The organism is Cellulosimicrobium composti, from assembly GCF_009711085.1.
GTDB classification, from domain to species: domain Bacteria; phylum Actinomycetota; class Actinomycetes; order Actinomycetales; family Cellulomonadaceae; genus Cellulosimicrobium; species Cellulosimicrobium composti.
On sequence record NZ_WMKA01000045.1, the window covers coordinates 1 to 24,987 of the forward strand.

Here is a 24,987-nt window from a genome sequence, read left to right on the forward strand (position 1 = left end):
TCCGCCCCCGCGGCGGCGGGTCCCGCCGCCACGCCCGCGGCCTCCGGTCCCGGGAACGCGGCGCCGACGGGCGCGGCCCCCGCGGACGGTCCGCGGCGCGCGGTGCTCGCGCCCGCGTGGAGCAAGGTCGAGCCCGCCGCCCCCGCCGACGGCGGTGACGACGCGGAGCCCGACGCGCGCAAGCGCCCGTTCCGGTGGTGAGCGCCCCGGGCGGCAGACCGCTCCGGGTCCTCGTCCTCGACCACACCGCCGAGCTGGGCGGCGCCGAGCTCGCGCTCGTCCGCACGTGCGCGGCGCTCGGCCCGGGCGTCGACGCGCGCGTCGTGCTCTTCGCCGACGGCCCCCTGCGCGCGCGCCTCGCGGCGGCGGGCGTCCCCGTCGAGGTCGTGCCGCTCGCGTCGGCCGTCGCGACGGTGGACCGCGAGCGCGCGGGACGGCTGTCGGTCGCGACGCTCCTCGGCGCGCTGCGCACGGTCCCGTTCCTGTGGCGGCTCGCGCGCCGCCTGCGCGCCCTGCGCCCCGACGTCGTGCACACCACGTCGCTCAAGGCCGACCTCCTGGGGATCGTGCCCGCCGCGGCCGCGCGCCGTCCCCTCGTGTGGCACGTGCACGACCGGATCGCTCCCGACTACCTGCCCGGCCCGCTCGTGCGGGTCGTGCGCGGCCTCGCGCGCCGCGTCCCGGCGGCGGTCGTCGCGAACTCCCGCGCGACGGCGGCCACGCTCCCCGTGACGACGGCCGTCGCCTACCCGGGGTTCGCCCCCGAGCAGGCGGACGGGTCGGACGAGGCCCTCGCACGTCGTGGCGGTCTCGCCCGTCGCGGCGACGCCCCGCCGCCCGTCGTCGTCATGATCGGCCGGCTGAGCCCCACGAAGGGCCAGCTCGAGGTCGTGCGCGCGCTGCGGACGGTCGTCGACGCGGTGCCCGGCGCCCGGCTGCGCGTCGTGGGCGAGCCCGCGTTCGCCGCGGAGGACTACGCGGCACGCGTGCGCGCGGAGGTGACCCGGCTCGGCCTCGACGACCACGTGGAGATGGTCGGGTTCGTCGCGGACCCGCGCGCCGAGCTCGACGGCGCCGCGGTGTGCGTCCACGCGTCGCCCGTCCCCGAGCCGTTCGGTCAGGTCGTGGTCGAGGCGATGGTGCGCGGCGTGCCCGTCGTCGCGACGCGTGCGGGCGGCGTGGAGGAGATCCTGCTCGACGCCGACGCCGACGCCGACGCCGACGCCGACGCCGNACGCCGACGCCGGCACCGACGTCGCTCCGACGAGGACGGACCTCGGGATCCTCGTCCCGCCGGGCGACGTCGACGCGCTCGCCGCGGCGGTGCTCGACGTCCTCGACGACCCCGCGGCCGCGCACGAGCGCGCGGTCCGCGCGCGGGACTCCGCGCTGCGGAGGTTCCCCGTCGAGCGCACCGCGCGCGTGCTCACGGACGTCTGGACCGACGTGTCCGCCCGAGCGCGTCGCGCATGAGCCGGGCCTGACCGCGCCACGTCGGCACGTCGGGGGGCGGGGTGTCGAGCCGGTCCTCGCGCGGGGGTGCGGCGTCGTCGAGCGCGGCGACGACGAGCGCCGGGAACGTCGCCGCGTCCCCGACCCGGACGCCCGGGTCGTCCCGGAACCCGGCCACGGGCGTGGAGACCACGGGTCGCTCGACCGCGCGGTACTCGTAGAGCTTGATCGGGTCGAGGCTGTCCGTGAACGCGTCGACCACGTGCGGCACGAGCAGCACGTCGGCGTGGCGCAGGTAGGCGGGCACGGCGGTCCACGGCCGCGGGCCGAGCTGCACGACGCCCGCGCGAGCGAGGTCCGCGTGCTCCGCCGGGGACAGATCGACGACCGGGCCCACGAGCACGACCCGGGCGCGCCCGTGGAGCGCGCGCGCCGTCTCCAGCAGCAGCGGCACGTCGAAGCGGTCGGGGTGCACGGTGCCGACGTAGAGCGCGACGCGGCCCGCGGGGAGGTCGGCGGGGCGCGGGTACGGGTCGCGGTAGCGGTCGAGGTCCACGCCGTTCGTCACGAGCGTCACCGCGCGCTGCGCGCCCTTGCGCGCCACGAGCCCGGCGGAGCACACCGTGACCTCGGCGCACCGGTCGAGGAGGGTGCGCTCGTCGTCGACGAGGCGTGCGTGCTCGGCGGGGGAGCGGTCGGCGGCGAGCCAGTCGTCCGTGACGTCGTACAGGGCGGGCCAGCCGGTGCGCCGCACGACGGCGGCGCCGGACGGGTCGTTGACCCACAGCACCGGGCGGCGCAGCCCCGCGCGGCGTGCCGCGCGCTCGACGCCGCGCGCGAGCCGGTCGTCGACGCGCGGGTCGACCTTGCGGGGCAGCCACTTGGTCGGCTCGTGGAGCAGCAGCCGCCCGGGGGCGATCCCGTCGACGTCGGGGGCCGCGCGCAGGCCCCGCCCGGGTCGGGGGACACCGCGGCGGCTGAGCCGGTGCAGCGGGTCCGCGGCGGGCTCGACGAACAGCACGCGTGCCCCGGGGTCCGCGCGGCACAGCTCCGCGACGAGGTACTGGTTGCGCCGCCACACGTCGTCCCACCGTTCGAGCGACAGCACGACGACGTCGCCGATCCCGCCGGCGGGCGTCCCGGCGCTCACGCGAGCACCGAGCGGTACACCGCGTCCGTCGCCTCGACCTGCGCCGCGGGCGTGAACCGTGCGCGCTGCGCCGCCCGGCCCGCGGCGGCGCACGCGTCCCGGCGCGCGGGGTCGTCGGCGAGCGTCGCGAGGCTGCGCCCGGCCGCGGCGGGGTCGAGCGCGGGGTAGAGCGCGAGCGGGTCGACGCCGTCGAGCGTCTCGCGGTGCCCGCCCGCGGCCGACGCGACGACGGGCAGCCCGCTCGCCATCGCCTCCAGCACGCTGAGCCCGAGCCCCTCGACGGGGCACGGGGCGACGAGCAGCCCCGCGCGGTCCATGAGCGCGTCGACGTCGCGGCGCGCGCCGAGGAACGTCGTCGTGGCGGCGATGCCGAGGGACGCGGCCTGGTCCTCGAGCGACCCGCGCTGCGAGCCGTCGCCCGCGACCTCGAGCCGCCAGCCGCGCTCGGCGAGCCCGGACGCGGCGAACGCCGCGAGCGCGAGGTCGGTCCGCTTCTCCGGCTCCAGGCGCTGCACGACGAGCACGACGTCGTCGCGCGCGGCCGCGTCGAGGCCGTCGGGACGGTCGTCCACGCCCGGGTGCACGACGACGCTCCCGCCCTCGACGTGGTCCGCGACGTACCGGCTGATGGAGATCTGCGCGCGCACGGCCGACGACGCGACGGCGGCGACGACCCGGCCGAGGGCGCCCGTGCCGCGCGTGCGCGCGAAGTGGCGCGTCGTGACGACGGGCGGGAACCCGCGCGTCGTGCGGGCGGCGACGGCCGCCGCGACCTCGGCGGCGGTCATGTGCACGTGCACGACGTCGGCCGCCGCGCCGCACGCGCGCAGCGTGCGGACGACGTCGCCCGTCGTCGTGGCGGGCAGGAGCGGCACGGAGGGGTCGGCGACGGTCGCGACCATGCCGCCGTGCGCGCCCCCGATCACGGCGACCTCGTGACCGGCGGCGGACTGGGCGCGCGCGAGGCGCGCGACGTGCCGCTCGACGCCCGCGAAGCCGTCGGACCGCACGGCGTGGAGGATCCTCACGGGCGCACCTCCGCGAGCTCGGCGGCGAGCGCGAGGTACCGCCGTGCGACGGCGTCCCAGTCGTGGCGCTCGGCGGTCGCCCGGGCGGCGCGCGACGCCTCCCGGCGCGCGTCGTCGTCGAGCGCGGCGACCGCGGCGAGGCCCTTGCGGACGCCGTCGACCGTGCGGTCCACGAGCCAGCCGGTGCGGCCGTCCTCGAGCACGTCGGGCGCGTACCCGACCGGGGTGGCGACGACGGGGACGCCGCACGCGAGCGCCTCGAGCACGACGAGCGCGTTCGCCTCGTACGCGCTCGGGAGGGCGAGCGCGTCGGCGGCGTGGAGCCAGGGCCGGGGGTCGGGCACGCGGCCGGCGAGGTGCACGCGGTCGGCGGTCCGGAGCCGCGCGACCCGGGCGCGGACGTCGGCGAGCATGTCCGGCGTGCCCCCGACGACGCTCACGTGGACGTGGGGCAGGTCGGCGGCGGCGTCGAGCACGAGGTCGAGGCCCTTGCGGTCGAACTCGTGGCCGACGAACACGACGTGCACGGCGTCGTCGGGCACCCCGGCCGCGGCGCGCGCCGCGGCGCGCTCGGCCGGCGTGGGGGGCGCGAAGCGCGTGACGTCCACGCCGTTGCCGATGACGACCGCCGGCACCCGCAGGCGGGGGTAGGTCGCGCGCAGCGCGTCGCGCTCGGCGCTCGTGAGGTTGACGACGACGCGGTGGGTCCGCCCGCGGTAGCGCGCGGCGTCGCGCGCGGCGGTGAACAGGTGCAGGGGGTTGCGGGCCATGCGCCACGCGTACCCGCCGCGCGCCCGCATGGCGACGCGCAGGATCCCGTGGTTGACGTACACGTCGCCCGCGAGGACGTCGTTGTGGCAGACCGACACGAGCGCGCGACCGTCCGCGCCGTGCCGTGCGCGCGCTATCCGGCGGCGCGCGAGCACGGTGCCGACGGTCGAGAACCACACGACGCGCGCGAGGAGCACGAGCCGCCCGCGCACGCCCGGGCCGGGCTCGGGCAGCCACGCCCCGCGCGCGTCCGCGAGCGTGAAGCGCTCGGTGGGCACGCCCGCGCGCGCGAACGCCTCCTCGAGGTGGTGCGCGACGCCGCCCACCCCGCTCCCGGGCGCGATCTCGGGGGCGATCTGCAGGATCCGCAGGTTCGTCATCGTTCGGCCATCTCCCGGACGGATCGCAGCTCGTCGAGAGGGAGCTCTCGACCGGTCTCCTCGCGCGCCGCCTGCCGCGACTCGGCGTACGCCTCGGCGCCGAGGCACACCCCGACGATGACGAACGGCACGGTCACCTGGACCGAGACCCAGAACAGGTCGAACTGGCCCTGGACGAACCGCATCATGAGCATCGAGAACGCGAGCGTCCCGAACCGCGGGTTGATCCGCCACAGCACGGCCATCCCGCCGAGGAACAGGACGAGGAACCCGGCGAGCCCGACGATCCCCGCCGAGGAGAGCACCTCGAGCTCGACGTTGGGCGGCTGGAAGACGAACTCGGTGACGCCCGCCGTCCACCACCGCAGCCCCATCCCGACCCACGGGCTGCGCTGCCACACGTCGATCGAGTCGGCGTACCAGGTGAGGCGCTGGTTCGCGGAGTTGAACTGGTTGCCCGACGCGAGCTGCTCCTGGACCGCGAGCACGACGAAGTAGATCGCGGGGATCGCGGCGAGCAGGATGAGCTTGGAGCGCTTGCGGTCGGGGTCGCCGCGCAGCGTGATGAGCATGATGCCGATCGCGAGGCCGATGAGGGCCTGGCGGGCCTGCGCGGCGAGCACGCCGAGCGAGCAGAGCCAGAACGCGCCGAGCGAGAACCAGCGCGGCCAGCCGACCCACCAGGGCCGCGCGTACGCGGTGAGCGCGGCGAACGCGAGGACGCACCCGATGAAGTTCTTGTGCATCGCGATCGGCGCGTCGATGTACACGGGCCCGGTGTTGCCCGCCGCGAGCTGCTGCAGCGCGACGAGGCACGTCTGCGCCGCGATCGCGAGGCACGGGGCGAGGAAGAGCGTCAGGCCGAGCCGCGCGCGCCCGGACCGCCCCACCGCCCAGCCGAGCACGAGCGCGCCCGCGACGGACACCCACGCGTGGAACCACTCGACGACGTTCGCGGTGAAGGGGTTGACGATCACGGTGAAGAGCGTCGCGACCTGGTAGACCACCGAGAGCCAGATCATCGCGCGCATGGGCCGCGAGAACGGGCGGGGCGAGAAGAACAGCGCGAACCAGAACGCGCCGAACAGCGCGAAGTCGCTCAGCGAGAGGTCCACGCCGCCGCCGCCGACGCGCTGCACGACGACGAGCGCGGGCATCGCGAGGATCGGCAGCGCCACGGGCTCGTACGCCGTGAGGCCCACGACGAGCACGAGCAGCGCGGCCCCGACGGCGGCCGTCTGCAGCTCGGGCAGGACGAAGCCGACCACGCCGAGCAGCGCGACGACGACGGCGCCCCCCGCGACCCAGGCCGCGGTCGTCCGGGTGCGCTCCAGGACCGCCCCCGGGACGCGCGGCGCCCGGTACAGGACCGGGCGACGGCGCGGGAGACGGACGTGGAGGTCGGTCACAGCGCCGACTCCGCGCGGACGGGGCCGGTGACGTACAGGCGCAGCCGGCGCCGCGCGCTCGCGCGGCCCTCGCCGCGCAGCGCGACGCTGCGGGCCGCGGCCCCGAGCACGGCGCCGGCGCGCGCGACCGTCCAGCCCGCCGCGCCGTGGTGCTTGCGCAGGTAGCGCTCCTGGGAGGCGTGGAAGTGCGTCTCGCGCCGGGTCGGGTCGCTGCTCGTCGCACCGCCCAGGTGCATCGCCCGCGCGTCCGGGACGACGGCGTGCCGCCAGCCCGCGCGCACCGCGCGGTAGGCCCAGTCGGTCTCCTCCGCGTAGAGGAAGAAGCGCTCGTCGAAGGGCCCCACGTCGTCGATCGCGGCGGCGTTGAGCAGGAGCACCGAGCCGATGACGAAGGACCGGTCGGGGGGCGTGCGCCGCAGCCGCGCGAGCCCCACGGCCTCGAGCCACGTCGCCGCGGGCGACGGGAACGGCCACACGACGCGGGCCGTCGTGCCCTCGTCGTCGACCTGCTCGGGGCCCACGCTCGCGATGCCGGGACGTGCGTGCAGCGCGCGGTGGAGGGTCTCGACGTCCTCGGGCGTGACGACGGCGTCGGGGTTGAGGAGCAGGACGTCCGTCCCCGGGGCCTGGCGGTGCGCGAGCGCGTGGTTGACGCCCGCGGCGAACCCGCCGTTGCGCCCCGGGTCCAGGTAGCGCCCGCCCGCGAGCTCCGTCGCCTCGCGGATCTCGGGCAGCGACGAGTTGTCCACGACCGTGATCGGGTACTTGCCCGCGAGCGGCGCGAGCGCGTCGCGCACGAGGTCCCGGGAGCCGTACGCGACGACGACGACCTCGGGCGGCGCGGCGGCCGCGGCGGGCCGGGCCGTGGTCGCGGCGGTGGGGGCGCCGCCCGCCCCCGGTCGTGCCGCCGTCGCGTAGAGGTCCTCGTAGCGGCGCGCGACCTCGTCCCACGAGCACGACGCGGCGCGCTCGGCGCCCGCGGCGCGCAGCCCTGCGGCCAGGTGCTCCTCGTCGAGGAGGCGCCCGAGCGCGGCGCGCAGGGCGTCCGGGTCGTCGGGCGAGACGAGCAGCCCCGCCCCGCCGACGACGTCGGGCAGGGCGCCCGTGCGGGTCGCCACGACGGGCACGCCGCACGCCATGGCCTCGACCGCGACGCGCCCGAACTGCTCGACCCACCCCGGGGTCTCGCGCGACGGCACCGCGAGCGCGTCGAGCGAGCGGTAGAACGCGACGAGGTCGTCGTCCGCGAGCGCGCCGACGAACCGCACGCGGTCGCCGAGCGGCCGCGCGGCCGCCTCGAGCGCGCCGCGGTCCGGCCCGTCGCCCGCGACGACGAGGTCGAGGCGGTCGTCGCCCGCGACCGCCGCGAGGAGCACGTCGACGCCCTTGTGGTGCGCGAGGCGCCCGGCGTACCCGACGCGGAGGCGACCGGTCCCGGGCGCGCGGCGCGCGGCGTCGGGCGCGGGGGAGAACACCGCGGCGTCGACGCCGAGCGGGACGGTCTCGACGCGCCCCCGCGCGCCCTTCGCGCGCACGACGCGGCCCGCCTCGTCGTTGCACACGGACACCGCCGCCGCGCCGCGCAGCGCGCGCGCCTCGAACCACCGGAACGGCCACGGGTAGCGCTTGGCGAGGTTCTGCGCCGAGTACAGGACGAACGGGGGAGCGGTGCGCCGCGCGAGGAGCGCCCGGAGCCGACGCAGCGCCAGGATCTCGGCCGTCGCGAGCGCGAACGGCTCCTCGTGCACGTCGAGCACGTCCCAGTCCTCGCGCAGCGCGCGCCACAGCGGGCGCGGGTCGTAGAGGAACAGCGCCGGGTGCGACCCGAGCGTGCGCACGCCGCGCACCGGCTCGCCCGGTCGCGGCACGAGCGGGACCCGGGTGCCGCCCTCGTCCCACGCGCGCGCCGACAGCAGCCGGACGTCGACGCCGCGGGCGCGCAGCGCCCGCTCGCGCTCGCGCCAGGCGTCGACCACGGCGCTGTGCGAGACGCGGAGGACCCTCATGTGGGAGATTGTCCCCCAGCAGGTGTCGGATCCCGCATGAATCCGCCGATTTCACCCCGTCCGTCCGCGCCCTCCCGGTGGCGGCCGGCCACGGCGGCCCGACCGGGCCCGACGCGCCCGCCCACGACGCAGGAGGACACGTGAGCGACGCCCCGCGCGCCGACGCCGCGCCCGCCGCCGCCCCGGCCGCCGAAGCCCCCGGCCCGCGGGTGAGCGTCGTCGTCGCCACCAACCGCGGCGGCCCCTACCTCGCCGAGGCGATCGCGTCCGTGCACGCCCAGACCTCCCCCGCGGCCGAGCTCGTCGTCGTGGACGACGGCTCGCCCGACCCCGACGCGCTGCGCCGCCTCGTCGACGGCGTCCCGGCACCGGCCGGGGCGCCGCGGCCCCGGGTCGTGCGCCGCGCGCCGTCCGGGGTGTCCGCCGCGCGCAACGCCGGCGTGCGCGAGACGACGGGCGACCTGCTCGCGTTCCTCGACGACGACGACCGCTGGCACCCCGACCGCCTGCGCCGCCACGTCGAGGCCATGGCCGCGCAGCCCGACGCCGTCGTCAGCTACTGCCGCATGCGCACGATCGACGCCGACGGCGCCGAGCTCGTCGCGGCCGACCAGCGCCCCGCCCCGGACCGGCGCGCCGTGATCCGCGGCCCCGGCGTCATGCTGCCCAACCTCGTCATCCGGCGTGCGACCTTCGACGCGGTCGAGGGCTTCGACCCCGCGTACCGGCAGGGCGAGGACCTCGACCTCGTGCTCGCCGCCGCGGCGCACGGGCCCTTCGCGTTCGTCGACGACGTGCTCGTCGACTACCGCTACCACCCGTCCAACACGACGCGGTCGTACCGGCACCTCGCCACGAGCATCCGCACGATCCTGCGCCACCACCGGGCCGCGGCGCTCGCGGCCGGGCGGCGGGACCTCGTCGAGGCGTACGACGAGCGCCTCCGGGCCAACGACCGGTTCGCGTGGTGGAGCGCAGGTCGTGCGGCCCGCGCCGCGTGGGCGGAGCGACGTGCGTCGTCCGCGCTCGGCGACGCGGTGTGGGCCGTCCGGTTCTCGCCCACGGCGCCCGTGCGCGTCGCCGCCGGTCGGCTCCGCGGTGCGCGGTCCCGCTAACCGCACCGTCCTGCCGCGCGACGGCGGCCACGGTGTCAGCGTCGCAGGTCGCCCTGCAACGAGTCGGGCCGCGACCGGCTCACCTGGGGAGTGGCCGGGTCGACGCGCCCGAGCCGCCAGCCGAGCGACCAGCACACGCGCCACGCGACGTCGGACAGGTCGCCCGGGTGGCGCACGGTCGTGGCCTTGCGGGCGGCACGGCCGGCGACGCGCCCTACCCGTCGGAGCAGGCTGACTGCCCGGCGGACCGTGCCGCCCGGCCCGGGGGCGGGGCGCCCGGCCGCGGGGCCGGCGTCCGGCCCGGTGCCCGGAGCGTCGGAGCCGTCGGCCCGGGCCTCGGCGACGAACTCGGCGTAGCGGTGCATGAGCCGCCGCTCGCCGGCGCCGTACGAGAACGCCTGCTTGCAGACGTCCCACAGCCCGTCACGGCGGCGCACGTGCAGCACGATCTCCGGGTCGAAGACGAGCGCGTGACCGCGCAGCTGGACACGCAGGCAGAAGTCGTCGTCCTCCGCGGTGCGCGCGCCCTCGTCGAACCCGCCGACCTCCTCGAACACGGACGTGCGGACGCCCATGTTCCCCGAGCCGGCGGTCACGAACTGCGGGAGGAACGGCTTGACCGTCAGACCGTGCGCCTGGGCCGTCCAGCTCACGGCGGACCGCGACCCCTGGTTGAGCAGCGCGCCCTCGAACGGTCCTGCGACGAACTCGTGCGCGTCGAGCGCGCGGCGCATCGCCGTGACCCAGCCGTCGCCCACGCGGTCGTCGGCATCGCAGAACGCGACGCGCGGCGCGCGCGCCGCAGCCACGCCGATGTTCCGTGCGGCGCTCGGACCGCGGCGCGCCGACGCGTCGACGAGGCGCAGCTCCGGCATCCGCGTCGCCGCCCAGGACCGCACGAGGTCCGCTGTGCCGTCCGTCGACCCGTTGTCGGCCACCACCACCTCCCACGGCCAGGTCGGGCGCTGCGCGAGCAGCGCCTCGAGCTGGGTGGGGAGCGTCTCGGCGGCGTCGTACGCCGGGATGACGACGGAGAGCTCGGGGACGGCGCCGGTGCCGCTCATGCGCGCGCCATCCGCTCGCGAGCCATGCTGCGCACGCGGCGGTAGCGCGCGGTCAGCTCGCCCGTCGTCGCCTCCCGGTAGCCGCGGGCGCGCGTCGAGGCGAGGATCCGGTCCAGGACGTCGGCGCGGTCGAACTCCGGCAGCCGCTCGCCGGGGCCGAGGGTCTCCGGGTCGGCGCGCGTGTCGTGCAGCAGGAGGATGGCCCCCGGGAAGACGGACGCGAGCGCGCGGCGCGCGACCGCCTCCTCCTCGTCGTGGACCCAGTCGAAGGCGTCGCCCGACCAGATCGTGAGCTCCAGGCCGAGCCGCCGCACCCCGCGCGCCTGGCCCCAGGTGTGCTCGCCGTACGGGGGGCGGTAGAGACGGACGCGCTCGCCGGCGACGTCCTCCACGGCCGCGCGCGCGTCGCGGACCATGGCGACCGCCGCGTCGTCGTCCATCGTGAGGAGCGACGTGTGGTCCCTGCCGTGCAGCGCGAGCTCGTGCCCCTCGGCGACGATGCGGCGGACGATCGCGGGGTGGCGGCGTGCCGCGTCGGACAGGACGAAGAAGGTCGCGCGCGCGCCGTGCCGGGCGAGGGTGTCGAGGACGCCGGGCGTCGTGCGCGGGTCCGGCCCGTCGTCGTACGTGAGGGAGTACACGCGGTCGGTGGTGTCGACGCAGAACGTCCCGAGCGACCGCGTGAGGAACGACGGCAGGAGGCCGCGCCCGTACGCGACGCCGCGGAACGCGCCGGCGGGCGGGTCGTCGCGCTCGATGTCGCGACGTCGGACGACGAGATCCGGCATGGGCCGTCCCTTCGTGGTGCGGGTCGGGGCAGGCGTCATCCGGTCCGGCCCTCGAGCGCGTCGAGCTTGCGCCGCGACGTGTCGTCGTCGGCGGCGGCGAGGCGTGCGCGCAGGCCCTGCACGGCGTCCTCGAGGCTCACGCCGAGCACGTGGTGGAACGACCAGTCGTCGTCCGGGTCGAACGCGGGGTCCAGCGGGCGCGGCCGGGGCGCGGGGTCGTTGCCGGTGACGTCGCCCGAGTCGAGGAACGGGATGCCCGGGGTCCGCTTCGAGAACGTCTCGAAGTCCGTCGCGACGAGCCGGCCGTCGAGGAGCCAGACGTTGTGGGGCTGCAGGTCCCCGTGCAGGTAGCCCAGCAGGTAGATCTCGAGCAGCACGTCGAGCGCCCACACGCCGGCCTCGAGCCGCTGCGCACGGTTCATGTCCCGGCACGCGAGGTCGAGCCGCGCCTCGTCGGGCAGCCGCGGCACCGTGAACCCTCGCCGGTGCCAGCGCACGACCGGCATGCGCCACGCGCGGTCGCCGACGACGTCCGCCGCGAGCCGTTCCGCGGCGAAGCCCGAGCGCCCGAGCTCGCCGCGCGCGAAGAACTTGCCGACCGTCGCCTGCCCGCGCGTCGTCGTGTACACGGTCACCGCGTAGTCGGTGCTCTTGACGAACGTCGAGGTCACCGGGCAGCCGAAGAGGTACACGAGCTTGGCGCGGCCCAGGACCCGGCTCGTGAGCGTGCGCCGCACGCCCGGCTCCGGCCGCACGTCGCGCCCGATCGGTGCGCCGGTCGTGGCGGGGCCGACCGGCCCCTCGGGCTGGGTCTCCGTCACGAGCCCGCCTCCCTGCGCACCAGGCGGCGGGCCCGTCGCACGGCCGCGCGGCCGCCGCGGAACGCGCCGCGCAGGAGCGTCGACCGCGCGGCGAGCTCCGCCGCGCGCGAGTGCCTCGCCGCGTGCCACAGCTCCGTGCGTGCGAGGGACAGCGCGGTCGGCTCCACCGAGGTGAGCCGGAACCTCTCGACGACGGCGTCGTTGCGGTGCACGCCCGCGTCCTCGCTGCGCGGCAGGCCGTACCCGTGGGCGGAGAGGAAGCCGTCGAGCACGCTCGCCGCGACGTCGTCGTCGGTGATGCGCTCCGCGACGTCGGCGGGCAGGCCGACCTCGCGCGCGAGCGCGCGCAGCCGCGGCACGTACACCGGCTTCACGGCCGGCTTCTGCACCTTCGCGTGGTAGAGCAGCGAGAAGAAGTGGTCGTCGACGCGGGGGACCGCGACGCAGCCCGCGTGCCACTCGCGTCGCCGCAGCAGGTCGTCCTGCCAGCGCCGGTCGAGGTAGCCGTCGCCGACCTCGCGCACGTCGAGCACGACCTGCTCCCCGGCGACGAGGCAGCCGTGCTGGACGCCCTGCCCGCCCGGGTCGAGCGGTCGCGCGCCGGCCACGGCCGCGAGGTCGGTGCGGTCGCGCGCGAGCACGTCGATCTCGCGGTCCTCCTCCAGGGCGACCGGCAGGTCCTCCGCGTTGCGCAGCACGACGTACTCGCTCGTCAGACGAAGGACGCCGAACAGCTCGGCGAGGTCGCGCCACCCCCCGCTCCCGACGACGTCGTCCGACACGACCTCGCGGTACGGCTCGTCACCCGTGTGCGCGAGGACGGACCGCAGGCGGTCCTCGCCGAGCACGAGCGTCGCGTCGTGGAAGAACTCGCGGATGTTGTTGCTGGAGTGGATCCGGTACCCGCCGACGAGCGACCGGGCGGCGGCCTTGGCGCGCGCGACCGCGAGGTTCGTCAGCTCGACGTACCCGGTGACGTTGCTGCGGTACCCGTACCGCGGGTCGGGGTCCTCGACGACGACGAGCAGGAACGGGCCCGCCCCGACCTGCTCGGGCTTCGGGGACGTGCCCCACAGCTCCTGGCCGTAGAGGCGCTCGAAGTTCGTGACGACCTCGTCCGGCGACCAGCGGACCTCGATCTCGGCGAGCACGACGAGCTCGCGCCGCAGGATCTCCAGGACCTCGGCCTCGTGCGGGCGCGCGTCGGACCAGAGCACGACCAGCTGCAGGTCGCGGTCGTACTGGTGGGCGAACGTCCCGCGCGCCGCGTCGTACGCGTAGGTCAGCGCGGAGGGGGAGAAGCGCTCGACCGGTGTCGCGGCGCGGTCGGCGACCAGGACGCCGTCCGTGCCGCCACCTGCGGTCCTGCCGTCGTCCGACGCCCGGGGCTCGCGCATCTGGAACCTCCCCATCCGTCTCCGGAACACGTGTGCGCCGGCGACCGACCAGCAGACAGTAAGGTACGGCCCCCGCGGAGACGTCCAGTAGCCCTCGCGCGGGTGAACTTGCCCGGATGCACTCCCGTCCAGGGCCGTGACCGTGGTTCGATCGGAGGTGGTACGTGCGCCCGGGGGGCGAGCGCTGTTTCCCTCGCTGAGAGTCCGAGCACACACGACTGGCAGGTCATCATGTCCGTTCCCTCCCGACCCCACCGGCGCCACGCTCGGGCGGTCGCCGCGCTGGTCGCCGTCACCCTGGGCGTGGGCGTCCTCGTCACCGCGTCCGAGCCCGGCGGGTGGGGGCCCGCCCCGGCCGTGGCCGCGGCGGACGACGTCGTCGGCGACGTCGCGGCCGAGGCTCGCGTCGTCGGGGGTGCCGTCGGGCAGGACGTCGCCCCGAACTTCCCGGAGTCGCACCGCGGACCCGGGACGCCGAGCGTCGTCGCGCGCTCGCTGTGGTGGTCCTGGACCGCCCCGGCGTCCGGGCCGGTCACGTTCTCCACCGCGGGCAGCGAGCTCGACACGGTCCTGCGCGTGCGCGAGGGCTCGGCGCGCGGGCCGGTGGTCGCGACGAACGACGACGACGGCGACGTCACGACGTCCGCCGCCACGGTCGACGCGCGGGCGGGCGAGCAGTACCTCGTGGAGGTCGAGGTCCCCGCGTCCGAGGGGCTCGTCGGCCTCTCGTGGCAGCCGGCGACCGCGGCCGCCCCCGAGCCCGACGCCCCGGCCGCGGCTCCGGACGCCACGACCTCGCTCACGGCAGCGGGCATCCCGCTCACCGGGAACACCGGCGAGAAGCCGCAGTCGAAGACGTGGTTCGCGCACGGCACGTGGTGGGCGGTGCTCGCGTCCGCGAGCACGAGCCCCGCCGGGACCTGGGTGTGGCGCTACGACGGTGCCGCGTGGACCAACGTGACCCTCGTGTCGTCGCGGACCGACGTCCGGGCCGACGTCAAGCAGGTCGGCGACGTCGTGCACGTCCTCCTCCACGGGTCGTCGAGCTCCCTTGTCTCCCTCCAGCACGCGCCCGCGACGAGCTCCTACGTGCCGTGGACCGCGCGTCCCGCGGCGACCGCGCTGTCGCTCCCGGGGAGCGAGACGGCGACGCTCGACGTCGACACGACGGGCCGCATGTGGGTCGCCTCCGACACCGCGTCGGCCGTCCAGGTCCGGTACGCGGACGCGCCGTACGCCTCGTTCTCCGCGCCCGTCACGCTCGCGTCGGGGATCACCGAGGACGACATCGCGCTCGTGACAGCCATCCCGGGCGGCAAGGTCGGCGTGATGTGGTCCGACCAGGCGACGCGGCGGTTCGGCTTCCGCACCCACGTCGACGGGGCCGCCCCGACGGCGTGGGGCGCCGACGAGAGGCCGGCCCAGTCGTCGGCGCTCCCCATCGGCGACGGGTTCGCCGACGACCACCTCAACGCGGCCGCGACGTCCGACGGGACGTTGTACGCGGCCGTCAAGACGTCCTACGACAGCCCCTCGGCGACGACGATCGGTCTCCTCGTGCGCCGTCCCGACGGCACGTGGGACCCGGTGCACGAGGTCGACCGCCGCGGGACGCGGCCCATCGTGCTCGTCGACGAGCAGACCGGGTTCCTGCGGGTCCTCTACACCGCGAGCGAGCAGCTCGACGACATCCTCGGGAAGGTCACGCCGCTCGACGACATCGACTTCTCGGGCGCGCCCGACCTCGTGCTCGACGGGTCGTACAACAACGTCACGGGCTCCAAGGCGAACGTCCCGGGTGAGGCCGTCGTCCTAGCGGCGTCGAGCGCGACGACCGGCACGGCGCGCCTCGGGTGGACCGAGCTCGGGGCCCCGACGGCGACCGACGGGGCGGCGTCGACGGTCATGGGCGGCGTCGCCACCGGCACGCTCCAGGGTTCGTCCCCCGTGGGCGCACCGCTGCACTTCGAGATCGTCCAGCCGCCGGCGCACGGCACGGCCGAGGTGACGAACGCGTCCACGGGGTCGTTCCGGTACGCGCCGACCGCGGGGTACGTGGGGACCGACGCCTTCACCTTCCGCGTCCTGGCCGGAGACCTCTGGTCGGGGGTCGCGCGGGTGAGCGTCGCGGTCACGTCCGAGGCGGGCGCGCGCGGACGCTGGGACCTCGACGCAGGCTCCGGGCTCGTCGCCGCCGACTCCTCGGGGTGGAGCCACCACGGCGCGATCAGCGGTGGCACGACGTGGGTCGCCGGACGCAGCGGCAAGGCCCTGCGCTTCGACGGGGCGTCCGGCAAGGTCTCCGTGCCCGACTCCGCCGGTCTCGACCTGGCGGGGACGATGACGGTGGCGGCGTGGTTGCGGCCGGAGCGGGTGGCGACGCAGCACGTGGTGAAGAAGGCGCAGTCGTATGAGGTGGACTGGTACGAGCTGAGCGTGGCGAGCACGGGTCGGCCGTTCTTCCGGGTGAACCAGGCGTCGTCGGGGGACGCGTTCCGGGTGAACGCGCCGGCGGCGGCGGTGGCGGACGGGTCGACGTGGACGCACGTGGTGGGGACGTTCGACGGGTCGCGGTTGCGGTTGTTCGTGGACGGTGTGGAGCAGGCGTCGGTGGCGGGTCCGGCGGCGGTGGGGACGAACGCGCTGCCGTTGGTGATCGGTGACCAGTCCGGTGGGGGGTATCCGTTCAAGGGGGCGGTGGACGGGGTGCGGTTGTACGACCGTGCGCTGAGCGCGTCCGAGGTCGCCGCCCTCTACGCCGGCACGGCCGGCTCGACCGACCCCGGTGCCGGCTCCACCGACCCGGGCGCGACCGAGCCGGGCACGGACCCGACCGAGCCGGGCACGGACCCGACGGAGCCGGGCACGGACCCGACGGAGCCGGGCACGGACCCCACGGAGCCGGGTGCCGATCCGACGGAGCCGGGCACGGACCCGACGGAGCCGGTCGAGCCCGTCGCGCCCCCGGTGGTGGAGGACCTCGCGCTCTCGACCGTCGCCGGGGCCGCGGTCTCGGGGACCGTCGTGGTCTCCGGGAGCCCGGGCGCGACCCTCGAGGTCGTCACGCCGCCCGCGTCCGGTACCGCCGAGGTCACCGACCCGGTGGGTGGAGGCGTCCGGTTCACGCCCGCGCCCGGGTTCACCGGGACGACGACGTTCGCCGTGCGCGCGGGAGCCGACGGCGCGTGGTCGGAACCCGCGACGGTCACCGTCCGCGTGCTGCTCACCGCCGGTGCGCGTGGCGCGTGGCGCTTCGACGAGACGGGCTCGACCGCGACCGACGGCTCGGGATGGGGTGTGCACGGCGCGCTGGCCTCGGGCGGCGTCTCGCGCGTCGCGGGCGTCGCCGGGACGGCCGTCCGCTTCGACGGCTCGGCGGGCCGCGTGAGCGTGCCCGACTCCGCCACGCTCGACGTCTCGGGCCCGATGACGGTCGCGGCGTGGGTGCGGCCCGAGCGTGTCGCGACCCAGTACGTGGTGAAGAAGGCCGTGCTCGCGACGCACGACGGGTACGAGATCGGGCTGTCCAGCGCGGGCAGGGCGTTCTTCCGGGTGAACCAGGCGACCTCCGGCGACACGTTCCGGGCGAACGCGACCTCGTCGTACCCGGTGGACGGGCAGACCTGGACGCACCTCGTGGGCGTGTTCGACGGCACGCGCGTGCGTCTGTACGTGGACGGCGTCGAGCAGGGCTCCGTCGTCGGTCCCGCCGCCGTCGGGACGAACGACCGGCCGCTGCTCGTGGGCGACCAGCCGGGCGGCGGCTACCCCCTCCAGGGCGCCGTCGACGACGTGCTCCTCCTCGACCGCGCGCTGAGCCCCGCCGAGGTCGCGTCCCTCGCGGCGGGGAGCTTCCCCGGCTCCTGACCTTCTCCGGGCTCAGTCCGCGGCGGCCGCCGACCCGGTGGCCGCCGACCCGGTGGCCGCCGCCGCGGCGGGTGCCGGCGCTGCCCGTCGTGCCAGGCGGCGCCGGAGCCGGCCCAGGACGGGGACGGCCCGCAGGACCCAGCCGACCGGCCGCGGGCCGAGCGCCGCCGTGTACGACGCGGTGCGCAGCCGCGACGGGTACAGCTCGTTCTGGTCGGGGTACAGCGACGGGTGCATGCACGAGTCGAGGAACGTGACGCTCGGGTCGGCGGCGAACAGCCGTATCGTCAGCAGCCGGCCGACGACGCCGGGCGCGAACCGCGCGAAGCGGTCGGCGTACTCGTCGTACCACGCGAACACGTGGGAGCCGGAGCGCAGGAAGCCCGCCATGTAGAGCGTGACCCCGGCGGCGACGAGCGCGACGATCGAGGCGTTCCCCATCGCGGCGTACGCGGAGAAGACCTCGCTGAACCACGCCTCTCCGCCCTCGACACGGGAGAAGCCGGGACCGTTCCGTTCAGGGTCCGCCTTCCACGTCTCGTGCTCGAACGCCAGGAACTCGGCAGGGTCGGTCACCGGGACGAGCGCGCTCGCGGAGAGCGCGACCGGCTGCCCGAGCTCGTCCCCGAGTCGACGCACCCGGCGCCGGACCGCCTTGGCGCGCGACCGCGGGACGTGCGCGAGCGGGTCCTCGTCGTCCGACAGCTCGGCGAAGCGGACCGCCGCGCGGTCGTCCCCGCCCCAGACGTGCAGCGTGACCCGAGCGCCTTCGAGCGCGCGACGGAGCGCTCCGCCGGCCGCCCCGTCGTCGGCGACGTAGGCGAACGCGAACGCACGGCCGAGCTCGCGGGCGTGCGCACGCAGCGCGGCGACGAGCGTGGCGGCTGCCGCGTCCGGGTCCGCCGCGGCGAGGAGCGGCGAGCCGAGCGAGGTGACCTGGTTGAGGACGGGACCGTCGTTCGACGCGTGGCGGCGCGGCCAGTGGCGGTCGCCCGGGACCATCTCGTACGGCATGACGGCGACCCATTCCCCGGCGCGCTCGACGACGAGGAGGCGCACGCCTCCGTCGGGGTCGAAGGAGGAGACCGTCGGCAGGAGGAACTCCGGCTCGAAGAAGACGTTGGGCTCGGCGGCACGGTGCGCGAGCGCGCTCCACGCGGCGACGTCGTCGCCCGGGATGCCGCGCACCGCGAGGGTGCGAGAGGTGTAGGTGGTCGCGGCGACGTGCAGCGTCTGCGTCCTGGTCATGACGGCTCCTGCGGTGAGGGCTGCACCGACTCGGGACTCGCGTCCGTCGTCGGGACCGGACGCTTCGTCGCGCCCGGACGGTCGATCAGGCCACGCCCGCGCGCCAGGACACGCTGGACCCGGGCGACGGCGTCGCCGGCCCGGGTGGCGAGCGCGCGGAGGCTCGCGGAGTTGCGCAGCAGCGCGCGGCCGACGACCCCGCGCGGGGCGACGACGATCCCGCGCAGGGTCCGGCGGTCGCGGTACAGACCGCTCGGCACCGTGTAGCGGGGGTGCAGGCACGGGTCGAACAGGGACGCGTCGGTGTGCGAGAGCACGTGCTCCTGCTCGAGGACGCGGCCGATCGAGCCCGGGCTGAACTTGGCGAACCGCTCGTCGTAGGTGTCCATGAGAGAGTACAGGCGGTCGCCCGCGCGGAGCACCACGGAGATGAACACGACCTCGTCCCCGGCGGTGAGCACGAACAGGTGGAGCCGGCCGCGGGCCCGCAGGTCGTCGACGACGTCCGTGAACCAGTCGAGCGCGCCGGGCACGACCTGGAGCGCGCCGCCCTCGTCCGTCGTGCCCTTCCACCCCGCGGCCTCGAGCCGCACGAACTCGTCGAACGCGTCCGGGTCGAGACCGGCGTCGGTCATGACGAGCGGTCCCACGGCGCGTTCGAGACGTCGCTTGAGCCGCTCGACCTGCTTGCGCCGCGACGTGCTCAGCGCCTGGTGGGGCGGCGGTCCGCTGGCGGTCGGCACGAACGCCGCCCGCTCGAACCGGTAGCGTTCCACGAGGGGGACGTCGTGCTCGCGGCACGCGGCCACGAGGGCCTCGTCGAAGCGACCCCCCACCGGCACGAGCGTGAGCTCGAGGAGCCCGGGAAGTCCGGACGCGCGTGTCGACAGGTGATCGAGGAGCACCCCGAGCGTCTCGACCGGCCGCTCGGCGTCGACGAGCGGGACGCACAGCGGGGCCTCCGAGCCGAGGAACGGCCCGGCCGTCGTCGCGTACCGCAGGGGCGTCCGCGCGAAGCGTTGTGCGCGGCTCAGGGGCAGGAAGGCGTGCATGGCGTCGTCGTCCTCGACGACGACGGCGACGATGCCCCGCGCGGCCGGCAGGTGCCGTGCCGCGGTCGCGAGGTAGGCGGGCGACAGGAACGGGTTCGGCTCCACCGCGCGGTCGACGAGGTCGGCCCACCGCTCGTGGTCCGCGGGGGTGAGGTCCTCGAGGGCGACCGTGCGCGCCCGCAGCGCGCTCACCGGTCGCTCCCGGAGCCCGCGTCCAGGGCCGTGACCTCGCTGAGCACCTCGTCGAGACGCGCGGCGGCGACGCTCCAGTCGCACCGCCTTGCGTGCTCGACCGCCGCGCGCGCTGCGCGGTCGAGGGCCGTGGCGTCGTCGGCGAGCGACTCGAGCGCGTCCGCGAGAGCCCTCGGCTGCCCCGGCGGCACGAGGACGCCCGCGTCGCCGACGGCCTCGGGCACGCCCCCGACGTCGGACGCCACGACCGCTGCGCCGGCTGCCATGCCCTCCAGGGCGGTGAGCGCGAACGGCTCGGGCCAGACCGAGGGGACGACGACGACGTCGGCGGCGGCGAGCAGAGCGGGCAGCTCCGGGCGCGGGACGAACGAGCCGAAGCGCACCGGTCCCGCGGCGCGCTCCGCCGCCCGGCGCAGCTCACGCTCGTAGCCCGTGAGGGGGGCGTCCGCCGCGAACCCCGGCCGGCCGAGGATCGTCAGCTCGACGTCCGGCCGGGCCAGCGCGACGACGGCGTCGAGGAGCACGTGGACGCCCTTGTCGGGGATCACCCTGCCCACGTAGACGACTCGCAGCGTGTCGCCGCGCGGCGGGCGTGGCACGCCGAAGGCGGCGGAGTCGACGCCGTTGCGCACCGTGCGCACGCGGGCGCGCAGACGCGCGGGGAGCCTGCTCGCCACGGCGTCGGCGAGATGGTCGCTCACGCACACGATCACGGGTGCCCGGTCGAGCGCGCGACCGGCGTCGCGCTCGGACCACGCCCCGAGCACCTGGTTGTGCGCGTAGAGGACGGGCGTGTGACGCTCGGCGTCCACGAGCGGCACGAGAGCGGGCGCGTTGTGCGCGAGGACCACGCTCGGCTCCCACCGGGCCTGCGCGGCGACCGTCGCGCCGAGCACGCGGCGCGCGCCCGGGCGGGGGAGCCCGAGGCGTCCGGCCGCGGCGTCGACCCAGCGGTCCGCGCGACGGGCGCGGGCCGGGGCGTACTCGAGGACCTCGGCGCTGTCGTAGCGGTCCGGGTAGGTCCCGGCCGCGACGACGACCGCCGGGCGCGGCCGGTCGGGCCGGGCGTGACGGCTCAGGCCGTCGACGACGGTGGGAACCGCGCTTCCGGTCCGGGGTGAGAAGTGGTCGCCGGGCGTGATGACATGGACGAGGCGTCGAGGGCTCGGTGCCGCCCCCTCAGGCGCGCGCTCCTCGGTGCGCGGGCTCATGGCGTCGCGACACCGTCCGCACGGTCGTTCCTCCGCGCGACGAGCGCCGCGGGGAAGCCGACGGCGAGCCCCCACAGCTCCGCCGCCGCGCGCGACAGCACGACGGGCGCCGTCACGCGCCGCAGGAGCGAGCGCGGTGAGCCGTCGGCCATCGTCGGCCCGAGGCGGCTGCGCACCGCCCACAAGTAGCTCGACTGCGCGCGCCACGTCGTCCGCGCGTAGCGGCGCACCATCGGGTCGCGCCAGCCGAAGTTCCGCACGAGCATGACGACGTGGTTGCGCCGCGCGTAGTAGAGGTAGCGGCGGTCGAACCGCTTGCCGCCGATCCCGTAGGGCGCGGCCATGTGCCGCACGACGGCGCGCGGCGTGTAGAGCAGCCGGCCGCCCGTCGCGCGCAGGCGCAGCGAGATGTCGGACTCCTCGCACAGGCACGTCCCGGGGTAGTTGCCGCGGATGCCGCCGATCGCCTCGAGGGCGCTGCGCCGGAACGACATGTTCGCCCCGAGCAAATGGTCCACCTCGACGGTCCGGCCCGGGTCCGCGGCGAAGTACCCGGTGAGCCGCCCGTCCGGCAGGAGCCTGCCGATCCGGTCGAGGCCCTCGTGCTCCTCGCCCGGGATGCCGTTGTCCGCCCGGCCACCGACGGCCACGACGTCCGGGTCGGCGTACGGCGCGACGAGCTCGTCGAGCCAGTCGTGCGCGACGTACGCGTCGTCGTCGACGAAGGCGACGACGTCGCCGCGCGTGACGGCGAACCCCATCTGGCGCGACTCGGGGGTCGTGCCGCGGCCCAGGGTGCTGTGCAGCAGCCGCACCTCGGGGAACTCCTCGCGCACGAGCCGGCGCGTGGTGTCGGCCGGGGTGGAGTCGACGACGACCACCTCGAGCGGCGGCGTGTCGAGCCTCTGCAGGTGCTCCAGGCACTCGCGCACGCTGTCCGGGCGCCCGTAGGTCACGACGACGACGCTCACGCTGAGGCTCACGGCTCACCTCCCGGCGGCTCGGGGACGGTCACGAGGCGGAACCAGTCGCGACGGCGGAAGGGAGAGGTGAGAGCCGTGCGCCGGGGATGGCGCGTGCGCTCGACCCACGACTCGTAGACCCCGGGCCGGGAGTAGTGGGCGGTGTGCCCCGACCACCCGAACTTCTGGCGCATCGCCTCGGGCCGGCGGACCCACGAGAAGTGGAGGACGGCGGCCCCTGGGTCCACGACCTCGTGGACGATCGCGTCGCGCGGGCGCGCCGGGTCGGTGTTCCAGGGGCCGAGGTCCACGCGGTAGAGCGGGACGTCGGCCTGCCGGGCGTGGACGAGCCGCGTCCCCGCACGGACCGCCAGCGGCCCGGGATAGGACGCGGCGGGCCGCCCCAGCCGCGAGCTCGCTTCGAGGTACCGTCCCGGCGCGACGCGCGAGTAGAGCCACCGGGACGGGAAGTCGAGCCCGGAGGCGCCCGCCGCCTCGGCGCGTCCGAGCGACCCGACGAAGGCGTCCGGGGAGAGCATGACCTCGTCGGTGTCGAGCTGGAGGACCCAGTCGGCGTCCCGCGACGCCTCGTCGAGCGCGGTCTGGCGCTGGAACGTGTCGTTGTCGAGGGGGTGCTCGTCGAGCCGCGCGAAGCGGCCCGGCGCGTGCACGCACTTGTCGTCGGTGTCGAGCTCCTTGACGATCGCGAGGCACTCGTCGACGGGAAGGGGGGTGCCGGTCCACGAGGTCGACGTCTCGTCGTAGGACAGGACGATGCGGTCGACGCGGTCGTAGTAGGCGCGCAGGCTCGCCGCGAGGAAGCTCGGGTCGGCCAGCAGCACGTACGCGGCGAGTCGCATCAGATGTAGTCCGCGAACTCGCGCTCGTTCTTCTGGAAGACGAGCGTGCCGGCGAGCAGGATGAGCGGCGCCGCGACGACGAGCGCGACGACCTGCCAGGTCACGGGCGCCTCCGTCCCGAGCAGGGACCACCGGAAGCCCTCGAGGAACCAGGTGACGGGGTTGATGTCGAACAACCAGCGCAGGTTCGCCGGGACCTCCGACAGCGCGTAGGCGACGGGGCTCGCGTAGAGCAGGATCTGCACGAGCCACGGCAGGACGTAGCCGACGTCGCGGTACTTGACCATGTAGGCGGCCGCGGCGAGGCCGATGCCGGTGCCGACCATGAGGATGAGCAGGATCCACACGGGCAGCAGCAGGACGGCCCAACCCGGGTTGACCCCGTAGACGAACAGGAGCACGACGGCGAGCACGAGCGCGACGAGGAAGTCCACGACGACCGACGCGAGGCTCGACACCGGGACGAGGAGGCGCGGGAAGAAGACCTTCTGGACGAGCGACTGGTTCCCGACCATCGAGCCCGACGCACGGCCGAGCGACCCGTTGAAGAGGTTCCACGCGAGCATCCCGGCCAGCGTGAAGAGGAAGTACGGGATGTGCTCGTCGCCCGTGGACAGGTCGGCGATCTGCCCGAACACGACGGTGAAGATGCCCGCGCTGACGAGCGGCTGGGCGATCACCCACGTGATGCCGAAGATCGTCTGGCGGTACCGGACGATGATGTCGCGCAGGGCGAGGCGGACCGCGACCTCGCGGGCGTTCCACAGCTCGCGCCACGACGGCAGGTTGAGGCGGCCGGGCGGGGTGATGACGGTGCGCTGGACGCTCTGCTCCACGTCAGACCCCCTCGTAGTCGAAGTTCACGAAGACCATGCCCTTCTCGGTGCTCGACTGCTCCGTGAACTCGGGGTAGGGCAGGTCGGGCAGCACCTCGAAGCGCCACGCCCCCTCCCACGCGTCGAGCACGCCTGCCTGGCACGCGTACACGTCGACCGTGTACTGGCCGGGCTTGAGCCACAGGTCGCGGACCACGAGCCGGCCCTTCTGGGGCTTCTCCGGGTCGAACCACTTGCCGACGAGGCGCGAGTCGCACTGCGCGATCACGGTGCCCTGGTCGTTGTTGATGTGCATCGAGACGAAGTACGTCCCGACGAGGTTCCTGCTCGGCGGCGCCTCGAAGTCGACCACGATGTCCTGCGACGACTTGACGAACTCGTCCTCCATGCGGACGGACGACAGCCGCAGGTTGCCGTTGCCCGGGCGCTTGGCCGGGTCCGACTGCGCGGCGGCGAAGCTCTCGAAGCTGTCGCGGTAGGCCTGCAGCGTCCCCTCGACCGAGCCCGAGTACTTCAGGGTGCCGCGGTCGAGGAGAACGGCCGACGTGCACAGCGCCTGGACCGTCTGGAGCTGGTGGCTCACGTAGAGCACGGTGCGCCCGCCCCGCGCGGCCTCGCGCATCTTCTGGATCGAGCGCCGCTGGAACTCGGCGTCGCCGACGGCCAGCACCTCGTCGATCGCCAGGATCTCCGTGTCGAGGTGCGCCGCGACCGAGAACGCGAGGCGCACGTACATGCCCGACGAGTAGCGCTTGACCGGAGTCGCGAGGAACTTCTCGATGCCCGAGAACGCGACGATCTCGTCGTAGCGCCGGGTGATCTCCTTGCGCGTCATGCCGAGGATCGCGCCGTTGAGGTAGATGTTCTCCTTGCCCGTGAGCTCGGGGTGGAACCCCGTGCCGACCTCCAGGAGCGACCCGACGCGGCCGTTGAGCTCGATGCGCCCGCGAGTCGGGGCGGTGACGCGCGTGAGGATCTTGAGGAGCGTCGACTTGCCGGCGCCGTTGCGCCCGACGATGCCGAGCGCCTCGCCGTGCGGCACCTCGAACGAGACGTCGTCGAGGGCGTCGAAGAGCGTGTACTTCTGCTTGCCGGTCGACCGGACCCACTGGATCGCGGCGGCTGCCGCGGTCGACGGGCGCTCGCCGAACGCACCGAGCCGGTACGTCTTGCCCAGCCCGGCGACGCGGATCGCGGGTTCTGTGGTCGCCTGCACAGATGAAAGATAGTCGTCCGCGCAGCGGTCCTGGCCGGGTCGATCGGGTGAATCACGCGCAGACCCGGACGAAGGCGGGTGAAAGTGCCCGGAGGCCCTCGGAGGGCGGGCACGCCGGTCCTACGATCGCCTGGACGGCACGCCGTGCCGCCTCACGAGGGC

The 24,987-nt window shown here is 75.7% G+C and carries 20 protein-coding genes; 4 read left to right on the forward strand and 16 right to left on the reverse strand.

The window, feature by feature from the left end; translation table 11 throughout:
- On the forward strand, positions 1-201 hold a 201-nt coding region (locus GJV82_RS19545), incomplete at its 5' end, for a hypothetical protein (RefSeq protein WP_225873408.1).
- Complete coding sequence (locus GJV82_RS15535) at positions 198-1,484, forward strand: glycosyltransferase (RefSeq protein WP_155099862.1); 1,287 nt, start codon at positions 198-200, stop codon at positions 1,482-1,484. The genes GJV82_RS19545 and GJV82_RS15535, both read left to right, overlap by 4 nt.
- Here the strand turns inward: GJV82_RS15535 and GJV82_RS15540 are convergent.
- Genes GJV82_RS15540 through GJV82_RS15560 form a run of 5 tightly spaced genes read right to left on the reverse strand, consistent with a single transcriptional unit; the run spans position 1,427 to position 8,196 of the window.
- Positions 1,427-2,602 carry a glycosyltransferase gene (locus GJV82_RS15540; protein ID WP_318657713.1) on the reverse strand — a complete coding sequence of 392 codons (1,176 nt, stop codon included), beginning with the start codon at positions 2,600-2,602 and terminating at the stop codon, positions 1,427-1,429. The genes GJV82_RS15535 and GJV82_RS15540 overlap by 58 nt on opposite strands.
- On the reverse strand, positions 2,599-3,630 hold the full coding sequence (locus GJV82_RS15545) for a glycosyltransferase family 4 protein (RefSeq protein WP_196217278.1): 1,032 nt from the start codon (positions 3,628-3,630) through the stop codon (positions 2,599-2,601). Before GJV82_RS15545 ends, GJV82_RS15540 begins: the two co-directional genes overlap by 4 nt.
- Complete coding sequence (locus tag GJV82_RS15550) at positions 3,627-4,781, reverse strand: glycosyltransferase family 4 protein (protein WP_155099864.1); 1,155 nt, start codon at positions 4,779-4,781, stop codon at positions 3,627-3,629. The genes GJV82_RS15545 and GJV82_RS15550 overlap by 4 nt, the downstream gene beginning before the upstream one ends.
- Entirely contained in the window at positions 4,778-6,190 is a 1,413-nt protein-coding gene (locus tag GJV82_RS20795) for an O-antigen ligase family protein (protein ID WP_155099865.1), read from the reverse strand. Before GJV82_RS20795 ends, GJV82_RS15550 begins: the two co-directional genes overlap by 4 nt.
- A complete protein-coding gene (locus GJV82_RS15560) occupies positions 6,187-8,196 on the reverse strand; it encodes a glycosyltransferase (RefSeq protein WP_155099866.1) in 2,010 nt (669 codons plus the stop codon). The genes GJV82_RS20795 and GJV82_RS15560 overlap by 4 nt, the downstream gene beginning before the upstream one ends.
- 140 nt (positions 8,197-8,336) lie before the next feature.
- On the opposite strand from GJV82_RS15560, the gene GJV82_RS15565 reads away from it, so the two are divergent.
- Entirely contained in the window at positions 8,337-9,311 is a 975-nt protein-coding gene (locus tag GJV82_RS15565; RefSeq protein WP_196217279.1) for a glycosyltransferase family 2 protein, read from the forward strand.
- A gap of 35 nt (positions 9,312-9,346) precedes the next feature.
- On the opposite strand, the gene GJV82_RS15570 is transcribed toward GJV82_RS15565, so the two are convergent.
- Genes GJV82_RS15570 through GJV82_RS15585 form a run of 4 tightly spaced genes read right to left on the reverse strand, consistent with a single transcriptional unit; the run spans position 9,347 to position 13,381 of the window.
- On the reverse strand, positions 9,347-10,375 hold the full coding sequence (locus GJV82_RS15570; RefSeq protein ID WP_155099868.1) for a glycosyltransferase: 1,029 nt from the start codon (positions 10,373-10,375) through the stop codon (positions 9,347-9,349).
- Positions 10,372-11,163, reverse strand: coding sequence for a polysaccharide deacetylase family protein (locus GJV82_RS15575; protein WP_162290174.1), 792 nt, complete (start codon positions 11,161-11,163; stop codon positions 10,372-10,374). Before GJV82_RS15575 ends, GJV82_RS15570 begins: the two co-directional genes overlap by 4 nt.
- A 35-nt stretch (positions 11,164-11,198) precedes the next feature.
- Complete coding sequence (locus tag GJV82_RS15580; protein ID WP_115943090.1) at positions 11,199-11,984, reverse strand: hypothetical protein; 786 nt, start codon at positions 11,982-11,984, stop codon at positions 11,199-11,201.
- On the reverse strand, positions 11,981-13,381 hold the full coding sequence (locus GJV82_RS15585) for a hypothetical protein (RefSeq protein WP_115943089.1): 1,401 nt from the start codon (positions 13,379-13,381) through the stop codon (positions 11,981-11,983). Before GJV82_RS15585 ends, GJV82_RS15580 begins: the two co-directional genes overlap by 4 nt.
- A gap of 231 nt (positions 13,382-13,612) precedes the next feature.
- Between GJV82_RS15585 and GJV82_RS20545 the strand changes: the two genes are divergently transcribed.
- Positions 13,613-17,248 (forward strand): LamG-like jellyroll fold domain-containing protein, encoded by a 3,636-nt coding sequence (locus tag GJV82_RS20545; protein WP_155099869.1) that lies wholly within the window; start codon positions 13,613-13,615, stop codon positions 17,246-17,248.
- Between the two features lie 12 nt (positions 17,249-17,260).
- On the opposite strand, the gene GJV82_RS15595 is transcribed toward GJV82_RS20545, so the two are convergent.
- From GJV82_RS15595 to GJV82_RS15625, 7 genes are read right to left on the reverse strand one after another with little or no spacing between them, the layout of a single operon-like run.
- On the reverse strand, positions 17,261-18,496 hold the full coding sequence (locus tag GJV82_RS15595) for a GNAT family N-acetyltransferase (protein ID WP_115943087.1): 1,236 nt from the start codon (positions 18,494-18,496) through the stop codon (positions 17,261-17,263).
- Entirely contained in the window at positions 18,493-19,740 is a 1,248-nt protein-coding gene (locus tag GJV82_RS15600) for a GNAT family N-acetyltransferase (RefSeq protein ID WP_115943086.1), read from the reverse strand. The genes GJV82_RS15595 and GJV82_RS15600 overlap by 4 nt, the downstream gene beginning before the upstream one ends.
- Positions 19,737-20,951 carry a glycosyltransferase family 4 protein gene (locus tag GJV82_RS15605; protein ID WP_155099870.1) on the reverse strand — a complete coding sequence of 405 codons (1,215 nt, stop codon included), beginning with the start codon at positions 20,949-20,951 and terminating at the stop codon, positions 19,737-19,739. Before GJV82_RS15605 ends, GJV82_RS15600 begins: the two co-directional genes overlap by 4 nt.
- Positions 20,948-21,934 carry a glycosyltransferase family 2 protein gene (locus tag GJV82_RS15610; RefSeq protein WP_115943084.1) on the reverse strand — a complete coding sequence of 329 codons (987 nt, stop codon included), beginning with the start codon at positions 21,932-21,934 and terminating at the stop codon, positions 20,948-20,950. The genes GJV82_RS15605 and GJV82_RS15610 overlap by 4 nt, the downstream gene beginning before the upstream one ends.
- Positions 21,931-22,773, reverse strand: a complete 843-nt coding sequence (locus GJV82_RS15615) for a glycosyltransferase family protein (RefSeq protein WP_115943083.1) — start codon at positions 22,771-22,773, stop codon at positions 21,931-21,933. Before GJV82_RS15615 ends, GJV82_RS15610 begins: the two co-directional genes overlap by 4 nt.
- Positions 22,773-23,609, reverse strand: a complete 837-nt coding sequence (locus GJV82_RS15620) for an ABC transporter permease (RefSeq protein ID WP_115943082.1) — start codon at positions 23,607-23,609, stop codon at positions 22,773-22,775. The genes GJV82_RS15615 and GJV82_RS15620 overlap by 1 nt, the downstream gene beginning before the upstream one ends.
- Before the next feature lies 1 nt (position 23,610).
- A complete protein-coding gene (locus GJV82_RS15625; protein ID WP_115943081.1) occupies positions 23,611-24,825 on the reverse strand; it encodes an ABC transporter ATP-binding protein in 1,215 nt (404 codons plus the stop codon).
- Between the last annotated feature and the right edge of the window lie 162 nt (positions 24,826-24,987).